A 14,021-nucleotide genomic window follows, 5' to 3' on the forward strand; every position below is an offset into this window, starting at 1 on the left:
ATTCCGGCTAAACAGCATTGCCGGAACGACGTAGTAGTGGGCATCATCTGAATACGAATGAGCACACGACGTAGTAGTGGGCATCATCTGAATACGAATGAGCAAATGACAGAGTAGTGGGCATCATCTGAATACGAATGAGCACACGACGTAGTAGTGGGCGTAAACTGAATACGAATGAGCACACGACGTAGTAGTGGGCGCTATTTGAATGCCCCATCGCACGTCATCCCTGAGTGCTTGTATCAGGGATCCAGGTGTTGCTGTTGACCTTGTGTAAAAGCGGAAAACCAACACCTGGATTCCGGCTAAACAGCATTGCCGGAACGACGTAGTAGTGGGCGTCAACTGGAGACGAATGAACAAATGACGGAGTAGTGAATATTAAAAGAATGACGGAGTTATGGGTATTGCAGAAATATCGGAGTAATCACATTAAAGGAATGACGTAAACGAAAAACAAAAAACAAAAAAGCCAGCGTTGTTTCCAATGCTGGCTTTCTTAAATGCTTAGCAGACGAGGCTGCTAGTGCATATTATGCTTTGTACTTACGCATCACTAATGTTGCATTAGTGCCACCAAAACCAAAGCTATTGCTCATGATGGTGTTTAATTCAGCTTTGCGCATTTCACGAACCACTGGCATGCCAGTGGCTTTTTCATCGAGGTTATCAATGTTAATGCTTGGTGCAATAAAGCTGTCTTCCATCATAATCATGCTGTAAATCGCTTCATGAACACCGGCAGCACCTAAAGCATGGCCTGTTAGTGATTTAGTAGACGCGATGGCAGGCATATTTTCACCAAACACTTCACGTAATGCTTCAAGTTCACGCATGTCACCTACTGGTGTAGAAGTACCATGAGTGTTGATATAATCAACTGGCGTATCTACATCGGCCAAAGCCATCTGCATACAACGCACTGCACCTTCACCAGACGGAGCAACCATGTCATAACCATCAGATGTTGCACCATAGCCAATAATTTCGGCATAAATCTTCGCACCACGCGCTAACGCATGCTCTAATTCTTCAACAACAACAATCCCGCCACCGCCAGAAATAACAAAGCCATCGCGGTCAGCATCGTAAGTTCGAGACGCTTTTTCAGGGGTATCATTGTATTTAGTTGATAAGGCACCCATAGCATCGAAGCCCATGGTTAAAGTCCAATCAACTTCTTCAGCACCGCCAGCAAAAACCATATCTTGCTTACCCATCTGGATAAGTTCAACGGCATGGCCAATACAATGGGCCGAAGTGGCACAAGCTGAACTAATTGAATAGCTAGTACCTTTAATTTTAAATGGTGTCGCCAAGCAAGCACTTGCTGTGCTGGCCATAATACGTGGCACTATATAAGGTCCAACACGTTTAACACCTTTTTCACGCAGCGTATCAGCAGCCTGAACTTGGTTTTTCGATGATGCGCCCCCCGTACCGGCAATCAAACCGACACGGAAGTTAGAATATTGCTCTTCTGTTAAATTGGCGTCAGTAATCGCTTCTTGCATCGCAATATAAGCATATGCAGCAGCATCGCCCATAAAGCGCAATGCCTTACGATCGATATGTTCAGCAGGGTTCATTTTAATATCCCCCCAAACTCTACTGCGTAATTGCATTTCTTCAAATTGCGCCGAGTGAGTAATACCGCTACGACCTGCTTTCAGCGACTCGGTCACTTCTTGCTTGTTATTACCGATACTTGAAACAACACCCATTCCGGTGATCACGACTCTTTTCATTTTTATGCTATCCATTTGGTACATGTCGGTACTTAATTGCGGCAATCATAGCTGCTTTGAAGCAATTAAGTGGTCAGCTTTCCATAAACACAGGTAAAATAATGCCAAGTTATCGGCCCTGAGTAAAATATTTTGAATAAAACAACTTTATTATCTGCATCCCCGAATTTACATGAGTTGCATATTTGTGAATTATTGGGTAACAACGTCAATCAAAATAGCCGATATATCCACATTGTTAAGCAGTATATCGCCACAGTATTGCAAAGCGGTGACGATAAAACAGTAGTCAAAAATACTCGACCGCGTTTACTCACCCTAGGTCAATTAGGTTTTGGCGATGGCCACGAAATAATGTTGCTATTGGCAGCCTTACAACTGGCTAACCAGCAACACCTTTTAAAACATCAGCAAACTCAAATTCATATCAGTGTATTTGAGCACACTCCAGTAAACCGTAAGCGACTTGAACAAAAATGGCAACAACAAGGTCTACTTGATTCAGAGCATCATTTATTCGGTGTGGCTCAAGCATTACTCAATGGTGAAATAGCGGCCATCGAAGGTTGCCAACGGCTAGGTCTACTTGAAAATCAAGTTATTATTGATCTATATCAAGGTTTGCCACTAGCGCAAGCCAAAACCATTGCCACGCCAGATAAACAAAGAATAACACATTGGTTTGCCCTACCCCATACGAACCAAATGATTCATTCGGATCATTATTTTAATCAGCATTTAATTTGGCAATATGGGCGAATAAGTGTTGATAATGCAACATTTTTAGCGGCTAACATAAATGATAATGATATTGCTGCAACCATCAAGAAGTCATTAACACTTTGCGGGTTTTTGTCCACCACACAATCCCCTACAAATGATGACATAGCTATCGCAGAACGACATGCACTAAGACAACAAACACGCCAACAGTTCGCTTATAATCCATTACCCTCTTTACAGACTAATAACCGCAGCCCTATCGCTATTATAGGTGGCGGCATTGCTTCTGCAAGTCTTGCATTATCTTTGGCTGAGCGCGGAAAAGATGTGATTATTTATTGCAAAGATGACACATTAGGCCAAGGGGCCTCAGGCAATAAACAAGGCGCTATTTACCCTTTGCTTACGCCCGAGAATAACTCGCTAAGTCAATTTTTTCAGCAAGCATTTCTATACAGTCGACGCAGAATTCAGGCATTGGTTGATAATGGATATGCCATAGGACATGACTGGTGTGGTGTATTACATACAGGTTTCGATCAACGTAGCCAAACAAGACTAGATAAAATCATTGATGGTCAAGCATGGCCAACTGAAATTGCTGTTAGGGTAAATTCAACTCAAGCCACACAACTGGCTAGCGTCGATATCGATAAATCGGGCTTTTATTATCCACTCGGAGGCTGGGCTTGCCCGTTTGAATTCGCACAAGCCAGTATTACCAAAGCACAAACATTAGCTAACGTTCGCGTTATCTATAATAGCGACATTAGCTCACTTGAACCACACTCATCTGGCTGGCAACTGTTTAGTGGCGAAAATAACACTCTTATAGCAACACACGATCAAGTTGTCATCGCCTCTGGATCGCAGCTTACTCGTTATAAACAAACAAAAGACCTGCAAATCACCGGTTTTAGAGGTCAAGTTAGCCATGTACCACCACAAGGTGAGCTGGCACAACTGAGCACAGTCATCTGCGCAAATGGTTATCTCACGCCACAACATAATCAACTACATTGTATCGGCGCCAGTTATGTAAAAGATCCTAAGCACTTAGATTTTTGCCCGTTAGAGCAGCATGAAAACAGCCTTAAAATGCAACAAAGCTTTCCCAATTCAAACTGGCCTCACAACATTGATGTTTCAAACAACGATGCCAGAGTTGGCGTAAGGATGGTCAGTCGCGATCATTTCCCAGTAATGGGCTGCGTACCTGATATTGAAGCATTATTTAGTCGCTATGCCGTGCAACAACAATCTAAAGACAAACCCAGTCTATGGCAACGATACTGGCAAACAACACCAGCACCGATTTATGACGGCTTATATGTGTTAGGTGGACTAGGTTCACGTGGATTAAGCTCAGGCCCACTGGTAGCCGAATGCTTAGCAGCAAATCTCTGCGGCGAGCTGTCACCACTTAGCCTAGAGTTACAAGCTCTGCTCAGCCCCAATAGAATGTGGCTGCGCAAACTGTTAAAGGGAAAAGCATTGATGTAGCTTTTAAAAAAAGGAAAATTCAGTAGCACACAAAAGAAAAGCAACACCCACTACTCCGTCGTTCCGGCAATGCTATTGAGCCGGAATCCAGGTGTTGATTTTTAATATTCAAAAAAAAGTCAAAAGAAACACCTGGATCCCTGATACAAGCACTCAGGGATGACGGGCGGGTGAAGCGAAACGACATCATTTACCCATTCGTATTCAGATGACGTCCACTACTACGTCGTTCCGGCAACGCTTTTGAGCCGAAATCCAGGTGTTAGCTCCATATTTTACCCATTCGTATTCAGATGACGTCCACTACTACGTCGTTCCGGCAACGCTTTTGAGCCGGAATCCAGGTGTTAGCTCCATCTTTTACCCATTCGTATTCAGATGACGTCCACTACTACGTCGTTCCGGCAACGCTTTTGAGCCGGAATCCAGGTGTTAGCTCCATCTTTTACCCATTCGTATTCAGATGACGTCCACTACTACGTCGTTCCGGCAACGCTTTTGAGCCGGAATCCAGGTGTTAGCTCCATCTTTTACCCATTCGTATTCAGATGACGTCCACTACTACGTCGTTCCGGCAACGCTTTTGAGCCGGAATCCAGGTGTTGGCTTTTCATATTCGAGATAAAAATCAAAAGAAACACCTGGATCCCCGATACAAGCACTCGAGGATGACGAAATGACAAGCAACACCGGGATTCCTGATAAAGGATCTCAGGGATGACGAGCGTGTGAAGCAAAGCTTATCTTTAAATAAATTACAGACTTGGTTATCTGTATTCTTCTAATAAACCAGCAAGCTCTTTCTTAAAGTCGCCACCAAGTTTGGGATCACGTAAACCATATTCAACAAACGCTTTCATGTAGCCGAGCTTATCACCACAATCGTGTGACTTACCGGTCATGTTGAAGGCTTCGACTGAGTCAGACTCAATCAACATATCAATGGCATCAGTTAACTGAATTTCATCGCCTGCGCCGGGTAAGGTTTTCGCGAGCAAGTCCCAAATCTTTTCAGACAACACATAACGGCCAACAACAGCTAAGTTAGACGGCGCTTGACCCACTTCAGGTTTTTCGACCATCTTGAATATTTTAGTCGAGTCACCAGGATTTATGGTTTCGCCACCACAATCTGCAATGCCGTATTTATTGACTTGATCATCTGGTACTGGTGCTACCATAATTTGGCTGACATTAGATTCGCGGTAACGAATTAACATAGAAGCTAAATTTTCGGTGCGTTGATCAGCAGAATACGAATCTAAAATTACGTCAGGTAATACAACCGCAAACGGGTTATCACCTATACACGGTTTGGCACATAAAATAGCATGCCCTAGCCCTTTGGCTTCACCTTGACGCACATGCATAATGGTGACGTTTTTAGGGCAAATAGCCTGTACTTCATGCAATAACTGGCGCTTAACACGTTTCTCTAAGGTCGATTCAAGCTCATAAGACTTATCAAAGTGGTTTTCAATGGCATTCTTACTGGCATGAGTTACCAAAACGATTTCTTTAATACCGGCACTTACACATTCGTCGACAATATACTGAATGAGTGGCTTATCTACTAAAGGTAACATCTCTTTTGGAATAGCCTTAGTTGCAGGCAACATACGAGTGCCCAAACCAGCAACGGGTATAACAACTTTCATAAACATCCTTATTTAGCGTGAGCTAATATCAAAAAATAAAAAGGTAAAAGGTAAAAGATAAAAAGAATAAATGACAAGAACCGCCCTGTACTACGTCGTTCCCGCAATGCTTTTGAGCCGGAATCCAGGTGTTGGCTTTTACGTTTTTACACAAGGTCAAAAGAAACACCTGGATCCCCGATTAAAGCATTCGAGGATGACGCGCAAAGGAGATAAAGAAACACCTGGATCCCTGATAACAGATCTCAGGGATGACGAGCGAGTGGCGCATCCAAAAAACAACCACGACGTCGTACAGAAATACTCACTACAGCGTCGTTTTCACATTCGTATTCAGATGACGCCCACTACTACGTCGTTCCGGCAATGCTTTTGAGCCGGAATCCAGGTGTTAGCTTTTACGTTTTTAAACAAGGTCAAAAGAAACACCTGGATCCCCGATTAAAGCATTCGAGGATGACGCGCAAAGGAGATAAAGAAACACCTGGATCCCTGATAACAGATCTCAGGGATGACGAGCGAGTGGCGCATCCAAAAAACAACCACGACGTCGTACAGAAATACTCACTACAGCGTCGTTTTCACATTCGTATTCAGATGACGCCCTGTACTACGTCGTTCCCGCAATGCTTTTGAGCCGGAATCCAGGTGTTGGCTTTTACGTTTTTAAACAAGGTCAAAAGAAACACCTGGATCCCCGATTAAAGCATTCGAGGATGACGCGCAAAGGAGATAAAGAAACACCTGGATCCCTGATAACAGATCTCAGGGATGACGAGCGAGTGGCGCATCCAAAAAACAACCACGACGTCGTACAGAAATACTCACTACAGCGTCGTTTTCACATTCGTATTCAGATGACGCCCACTACTACGTCGTTCCGGCAATGCTTTTGAGCCGGAATCCAGGTGTTGGCTTTTACGTTTTTACACAAGGTCAAAAGAAACACCTGGATCCCTGATAACAGATCTCAGGGATGACGAGCGAGTGGCGCATCCAAAAAATAGCCAATACGTCGTCCAGTAATGCCCACTATCTCGTCGTTCGGGTAATGCTTCCTACTACGTCGTTCCGGCAATGCTTTTGAGCCGGAATCCAGGTGTTGGCTTTACATATTCAAGACGAAATGACAAACAACACCTAGATCCCCGATTAAAGCATTCGAGGATGACGAAATGACAAGCAACACCTAGATCCCTGAGAACAGATCTCGAGGATGACGGCATAGAGAAATACCTATTGCCGATTATCTTGCTATTTTGTGAGTATCAGCAGGTAAATAACGCACTAACCAGCATAACGTTAAAATAGTTAAAAATAACAAGGTATTGGCAGGCGATTGCAAATTAAAGTCAACCGTACAGTGGATCAGCATGTGCACTATGGCCATTGCGCAGCCAAAAGCGACACCTTTATAAAGCTTATTATTACGTAAAAACATGGTCCGGCACGCTAACCATAAACAGTACAATACCCACAAACCTAATAATCCAGTCACTACCAACCCATACTCAACAGCAAACTGAATATAATCATTATGGGCATGGTCATAAAAACCAGAATAAAACTGAGGCTGATACTGTGGGAATACGGTGTAGAAACTGCCACCACCGGTACCTGTAAACAAATGATCCTGGATAATAGGAATGCTATCAATCACCACTTCATCACGGGTTTCGGATGCAAATGAGGTATCGTCTAAACGTTGTTTTAACTTATCGACGCCAAAAATTGAACCAACAATCAATAAGTCTAAAATAAAAATACTCACGACTAAAGGCTTAAACAAAGTAGGTGGACGACGATAAATAAACATCGACAATAACGACACTACACCTAGTGCAGTAAAGAAGCCGGCATTGCCCATTCGCGAACGGCTTAATATTAAACCTATAACCATAATCACAATGGCTAAACGAAGAATCAGTTTCCGGCTGAATAATGTCGATAGCAAATCAATTAACATGGTCCGCAAATCGAATTCTTTTTTGCTGGTTTTAAGTTCTGATAATAGCCAACCGAATGCAATACAAAGGCATAAGGCTAAATAATTAGCAAAATGATTTTGGTAAACAAACGATCCACGGGCTCTATCACCGTCGTGATAACCAAAAATGGGTGATATATCCAACTGTAATAAATTAAGCAAGGTGCCATAAAAAGCCTGCAAGCAACCCGATACAATAATCGCAACTAATAGCCAGCGCATGGCCTGTGAGTTCTGGCAATATTGGCTTAACAGTAAAATAAATACGCAATAGCAAAAGGTTTTCAACAGTTGTTGTGCGGTTTGATAGCTATCAACGGTACCAATGGCAGGGATCCAGTTGAGTAATTGTAAGCACAAATAAACAAGCATTAACCCTATAGGTATTAAGGCATATTTTTGCCAACGATAACGCAGTAATAACGCATTATGCTTAATGCAGTAGCCAATATGCATTACGCCAAGTAATACGATGCAAAACTCTAAAATAGCCAACGCCCAAATGCGGTTACTACCTAACGGAATAGGCATCCAAATAATTAGCGCACAGAGTGCCAACAACATAAAACGATTAAATAGCCCAAAAGGCATCCTTGTGTGGGCAATCATCTTATCCATTAGCGACACATATCCTGTTTAATCCATTTATCAACATTGTTATTAGTAGGCGTCGCATAGGTAAAATAAGTACACATTACTTGGGTTAATTGATACTGCGAAGCCAGTTGTTTTAAGTCGTTTCGCATTTTCCAATTAGCACTCGCAGCAATGTGGGCAGTACTGAATACGGTTTGCTTTTGAACCATGGTCAAACCTGGCCAATAAGCGAAGCCAATGGCTAAAGTTTGGTGAAGTACTTCGGGGGTATAAGGTCCATAAACCAGAGCTTGCTCTAAATACGGCCAGGCTTGATTAATGTCCTGTTGGATAAAAGCCAAGTTATATGCGTAGTCACTGTAAGCATTTGGCCAATTAGGGCGCTGAGTAATGGCATCTAAATACAGCTGATTAAATACCGTGTTATTCGCTTGTGCTAGCTTCGAAAACACGCCCCACTCCATTACCTTAGCCAAAGTTAATAAATAGTGTGGATTTTGGCCGTCAATACTAAAGGCATAATCAGCCGCCAGTAATGCATTAGCATATTGTAACGAGTTAGGTTTAGCACCTTGTTGCCATTGATCGATATAAAAACGCGACTTAAAATGATAAGCATTCGCTAAGCCTTTTTGCAACAATATTGGCAGCAAGGTTAACAATGCCAATATCATAAATGCATAAACCACATTGCGGGCAGACCAATTTATATTTTTCATTCATCACTGCTCTTGGCAAATAGCACATTCGAAATACTATCAGGTACCGAGGTGGTTAACGCATAAGCATATTCTTGGTCGGTCAGTGCGGCCACAGCATGCTGGGCCTGCAATAGCTTAGGTGGTCGCCTATTTAACGAATGACAATCTGACGCTACAATCGAATATAGCTTTTGCTTAATAAAATATTCACTTAATTGCTTTGGGGCATGCCCCATGTCGCCAATTAATGATGCTGCAGTTAACTGAAATAAACACCCCGCTCGTACAAAGGGCGTTATCCGCTCTGGATGGGATTGTAACTCGCGATTACGCTCGGGGTGAGCAATCATGGGTAATACATTTTTAGCTAACAGCCAGCTAATCAGTTTGTCGGTACCGGGCGGAATATGGCTACTAGGCAGCTCTAGCAGCAACACATCTTGTTGCTGATAACGGCCTAAAAAAGGCAATTGCTGTTGTTCAATAAACAGCATAATTTCAGGTGAAATCCTTACTTCTGCCGCTGCGCGTACTTGCACGTTTAAATCTGTTAACGCCAACTCATTACACAACAAACGGTAGGCCGCCTTAATTGATGTTAAGTTATTGTCATAAATACCTAAATGAATATGGGGTGTCGCGACCATACGCGACACCCCTTGTTCGGCGGCTAATGCCACCAAACCAAGGGCTTCATCAATTGATTTAGCCCCATCGTCAATATTGGGTAATATATGGCAATGCAAATCAATCATGCCTCAGTATTTTCCTTGCGGTTATCAGCAGGCTGTTTAATTGCATACTCTGCACCATAGGCTTGATAATAACCATAATCACCTTGATAACGTGCAGCATCTTTAGTGTTAAATTGGTTTAACACTACCCCAAATACTTTGGCTCGCGCTTGATTAAGCTTAGCTAATGTCAGTTTAATTGCTTCACTGCGAGTGTGGCCTGCTTTCACTACTAATACCGTGGCATCGCATAACGAGGTAATAATTAACGCATCACTCACGGCATGTACCGGCGGGGTATCAATAATAATTTTACTGTATTGGGTTTTAAGCTCGGTGAGTAATTCAGCAAACTGAGCTGAGGCTAATAACTCTTGTGGATTTAACGGCACCGCGCCAGCAGGCATAACATCCACATTAGGTTTCACATCTTTTACAATACTATTATGCACACTGTCAGTACCCGACAACACATTAGCAAGTCCTGGCTGGTAAGTTGGTAAACCAAAGCGCATACCTAGGCTAGATTTTCGTAAATCAGCATCGATAATCAATACTTTTTCCATGGTGGCATAAGCGAATGCAATATTCATTGAAGTGGTGGTTTTGCCCTCATTAGGGTTAGATGAGGTCACTTCAATAGTCGAAAGCGTGGTGCCCATGGCCATTAACGACATCGATGTTCGAATAGTCCTAACAGCCTCTGCGTGCAGGGGTAACTTACTATCGTAAAAAGCAAAGTTAATATCTTCATAACTTGTACCTTTTTTGGCTTTAGGCACATAACCTAGCGCTCGTTGCGATAATAATTTCTCAACATCATCACTGGTTTTAATGGTGTCATTTAGAGCATCGAGCACCAATACTAACACCATGGCAAAGCCTAAGCTGGCAATAAAAGCCAATATAACAATGACTTTCTTTTTAGGCTTTTCAGGCAATAACGGCACTACCGCACGGTCAGTAAAACGTGCAACAGGAGAGTCAAAATCACCGGTGACAGCCGTTTCTTTTTGGCGAGCCAAAAAGGTATCAAATAGCTGTCTGTTAGTATCCACTTCACGCAGTAAACGTTGATAATCAGTGTCTTTAGTGCTTAAGTTTTGAAACGCACCTTTAGCGTTACTAAATTGAGACTCTAGCGCTTGCAGTGTTTGTGCAGCAGTTTGTGCCTCATCCTCAATACCTTGCACTAGGCGACTGATTTGCTTGCGTAAGTTTTGTTGCACCGTATTAAGCTCAGCTTGCGCAGCAATCATTTTTGGATGCTTAGGGCCATAAACTTGTTCCAGCTCAGATACTTTACGCTCCACTAATACCACTTCACGCTTCACGTTTTGTATCGATAAATGCGAAGTTACCTCAGGTAAACTCTCCAAACGGCTAATATCTGTAGCACCATAGCGTTTAACTACCGCCATAAAACTATCTGCTTGCGCTTTACGCGAGCGAGCAACGGTAATTTCATCACTTAAACGCTCTAGCTCTTTAGCATCTAATGCTGTCACACCTTCAACGTCAATTAAGCCATTTTCAACTTTAAACTGCTCTAATTTAAATTCAGACTGATCCAACTTTAAACGTAAATCTTCTAAGCGGCCGCCTAACCAAGTGTTAACTTTTTGGGTCATACCTAGTTTAGCTTCTAGCTGGCTGATAATATAGGTATCACCTACAGCATTGGCTACCTGTGCGGCAAGCTGTGAGTCTGAACTTTCATAACTGATATTCACTAATTGGGTTTTGCGAACAGGTGAGACATTGATATTTTTGGCAAAACTATCAATTAATTTATGCTTAGCGATGTCTTGGCTAATTTGACTATTAACCGAAGCGACTTCTTCAGGGATAAAATTCAGTTGCGACTTAAGCTCAGCAAACCAACTTGGCGGTTGGTTAAACGCTGGATGATTGATTAAATCCAGCTCGTTAAATACCCGCTCGGCGATACTACGCGACTTAATGATCTCAAACTGGGTTAAGTAATACTCTTGCTGACCAGAATTAATGCCATACACTTCATCAATTTTAATCGCCTTAGCTTGCTCCGACTCAATCAGTAAGGTCGATGAAGCATTAAAAATCGGTGTCATGCTCAACACCACAAATACCGTTAACGCGGTCACTAATATCGCGAACGATAAAATGCGCCACTTGAAACGTAATATTGGCAACAACAGTTTTTTTACATCAATAAGCTGATCCATTGGCATTACTGCGGGGCTGTGTATATTGCCAGGGGATGCACTTTGTCGTCTTTCTTGAAAGCTCATTAAAAAAATCTCTGTTCAATGGTAATAGTATCGCCAGCTTGAATAGCGCTGTTAATTGTACCGCGTTCAGACTCAACTTTGCTGCCCTCACGAGAAATAGCGATTTTTTCTTGTGAAGCCCGCTCAGTTAAGCCACCCGCCAAGGCAATGGCTTGATTCACCGTCATCCCTGGCTGATAAGGATAACCACCAGGTTGTTTAACTTCACCATGGATATAAAAAGGTCGGTATTCGACCATCCCCACATAAACATTAGGCTCAACAAAATAATCCCCCTTTAAGCCTTTATACACAATTTGCTCTACTTCTTTTATCGTAAGGCCAATTAATGTTAATGAACCTAAAAAGGGATAATTAATGGTACCGCTGTTGGTTATTTGGGTCTCTAAAGTTAATGCCTCTTCACCATACACTTTAATCACTATGGTATCGCCCGCACCTAAACGGTAACTCTGCGGTTCAGCATTGGCTGTCATAGAAAACACCGCTAATGACAGCATCAAAATAGCAGTAAAAAATATCACTAAATACTTCATGGTTTTCCTATAAGGTCATTTCTGCTTTAATAAAGTAAATATTCCTATCGTAAGCAAATTGACTATCAGTTGAGTCAATCTCAAATATATCGACACCCGTGTTTAAGGTTAACCAACGAGTGACATAATAATTAATTCCAAATTGGTATATTTTACTTTTGTCTTCTCGGTCTATACCAGTGTAATCATCATTGACCTGCTTAAATCCAATAGAAGACGTAAACAGTTCGCTCCATTCATGGTGCCACTGGACTCCATAACTAGTGCCTCTAATAAAGTCACCAGCGCCATTAGGATCGCGACTTGCTCTACCAGTAGAAAAGTCAAAAGCAGAATATGTTAACGGTTTCCAGGTAACTTTTGCATCCCACGATAAACCACTAAAGTCTTCTCGAGCATCATTATCAAAAGTTTTATTTTGATAACCTACTTTAATACTACCTTCCGTTGCAGCGCTAGCTTGCCATTCAACACCTACTTGTGTCGTATTGGTTTTACTATCGCGGTCACCTGTTGGGTCTACAATATCGTACACAGTATCGACATGTTGAAAGTCGAGAAAAACACTGCTCGCTGACTGGGTATCATAGTAAAAGGTAGCACCCAAAGTGGTGTCATCAAAATTACGGAACTGGGTAATAGACTCAAAATTACCGTACTCTTTACTTAAGTATTTAGCATTGGCCCGCACACGAGCAGGCGTTGTTTTAGCACCATATTCATAAAAGCCGCCAACGCTCGTCACGTCATAAGTGTTGGGTTCATTTTGATCAGCGCCACTGTTGCCTTCAAAAATACCACTACCGCGGTCTTCATGACCAGAAAGATATGATGCCTCAATACCAAAGCGTCTAGACTGATTAACATCCACATCAGCCTTACCTTTAATTAAGGCATCTAAATAATTATCATCACTGCTTGAAAAGTAATCGCCATACTCAATACCAGCATCCAGAGTGAAGGTAGTATCACCATCAATCAATTGAGCTTGCACTGCTGGTGTTACCGTTAATACCCAGCTATCGAATTTTTCAGACGCCGCATTGGCACTGGTAATGTTGTCATCATACTTCAAACCAGAGTTAACACCTGGAGTGAAATCGATACCAGACTCAGTACGGATAACACCCGCTTTTTCATCTGCCGCCAATGCAGGATTAGCAATTAGCATCGAAGCCACAGCAATAGACATGCAACTCAATTTAAATGGTACATTCATGACTTATATCCTTATAAAATATATATACATGGGAATAATTAACACCAACGCTATCGCGCCAATGAATAAACTTAAAACGATAAAATTTGTATTTCTCTTTGCTGGTCATCCTCGAAATCTGTTATCGAGGATCCAGCTGTTTCTGTAGACTTTATTAAGGGCAAAAGCCAACACCTGGATTCCGGCTCAAAATCGTTACCGGAATGACGTAATGAAACAACTGGATTCCGGCTCAACAACATTGCCGGAATGACGTAGTAGTGGGCATTGCCGTTATCTTTTCGCCCGTCATCCCTGAGTGCTTGTATCAGGGATCCAGGTGTTTATTTTGATATTGTT

General features: G+C 42.3%; 9 protein-coding genes. 1 reads left to right on the top strand and 8 read right to left on the bottom strand.

Features of this window, described 5'->3' with window-relative positions:
* Window positions 1–536: 536 nt before the first annotated feature.
* The gene (gene fabB, locus EGC82_RS14355) at window positions 537–1,751 is read right to left on the bottom strand and encodes a beta-ketoacyl-ACP synthase I (protein ID WP_164839224.1); all 1,215 of its coding nucleotides are present in this window, start codon (window positions 1,749–1,751) and stop codon (window positions 537–539) included.
* A 132-nt stretch (window positions 1,752–1,883) separates the two neighbouring features.
* Between fabB and mnmC1 the strand changes: the two genes are divergently transcribed.
* A complete protein-coding gene (mnmC1, locus tag EGC82_RS14360) occupies window positions 1,884–3,977 on the top strand; it encodes an FAD-dependent 5-carboxymethylaminomethyl-2-thiouridine(34) oxidoreductase MnmC1 (protein WP_244212472.1) in 2,094 nt (697 codons plus the stop codon).
* A gap of 767 nt (window positions 3,978–4,744) precedes the next feature.
* On the opposite strand, the gene galU is transcribed toward mnmC1, so the two are convergent.
* The 7 genes from galU to EGC82_RS14395 all read right to left on the bottom strand — a co-directional run bounded on the left by galU (window position 4,745) and on the right by EGC82_RS14395 (window position 13,682).
* Complete coding sequence (gene galU / locus EGC82_RS14365) at window positions 4,745–5,635, bottom strand: UTP--glucose-1-phosphate uridylyltransferase GalU (RefSeq protein WP_124731367.1); 891 nt, start codon at window positions 5,633–5,635, stop codon at window positions 4,745–4,747.
* Between the two features lie 1,246 nt (window positions 5,636–6,881).
* On the bottom strand, window positions 6,882–8,240 hold the full coding sequence (locus tag EGC82_RS14370; RefSeq protein WP_124731368.1) for an O-antigen ligase family protein: 1,359 nt from the start codon (window positions 8,238–8,240) through the stop codon (window positions 6,882–6,884).
* Window positions 8,240–8,938, bottom strand: a complete 699-nt coding sequence (locus EGC82_RS14375) for a hypothetical protein (protein ID WP_124731369.1) — start codon at window positions 8,936–8,938, stop codon at window positions 8,240–8,242. Before EGC82_RS14375 ends, EGC82_RS14370 begins: the two co-directional genes overlap by 1 nt.
* Window positions 8,935–9,675, bottom strand: a complete 741-nt coding sequence (locus EGC82_RS14380) for a tyrosine-protein phosphatase (protein WP_124731370.1) — start codon at window positions 9,673–9,675, stop codon at window positions 8,935–8,937. The genes EGC82_RS14375 and EGC82_RS14380 overlap by 4 nt, the downstream gene beginning before the upstream one ends.
* Window positions 9,672–11,927 (bottom strand): GumC family protein, encoded by a 2,256-nt coding sequence (locus EGC82_RS14385; protein ID WP_124731371.1) that lies wholly within the window; start codon window positions 11,925–11,927, stop codon window positions 9,672–9,674. Before EGC82_RS14385 ends, EGC82_RS14380 begins: the two co-directional genes overlap by 4 nt.
* Window positions 11,927–12,463, bottom strand: coding sequence for a polysaccharide biosynthesis/export family protein (locus EGC82_RS14390; protein WP_124731372.1), 537 nt, complete (start codon window positions 12,461–12,463; stop codon window positions 11,927–11,929). Before EGC82_RS14390 ends, EGC82_RS14385 begins: the two co-directional genes overlap by 1 nt.
* 7 nt (window positions 12,464–12,470) lie before the next feature.
* The gene (locus EGC82_RS14395; protein WP_124731373.1) at window positions 12,471–13,682 is read right to left on the bottom strand and encodes an outer membrane beta-barrel protein; all 1,212 of its coding nucleotides are present in this window, start codon (window positions 13,680–13,682) and stop codon (window positions 12,471–12,473) included.
* Window positions 13,683–14,021: the final 339 nt, after the last annotated feature.

Source organism: Shewanella livingstonensis, from assembly GCF_003855395.1.
GTDB lineage: Bacteria > Pseudomonadota > Gammaproteobacteria > Enterobacterales > Shewanellaceae > Shewanella > Shewanella livingstonensis.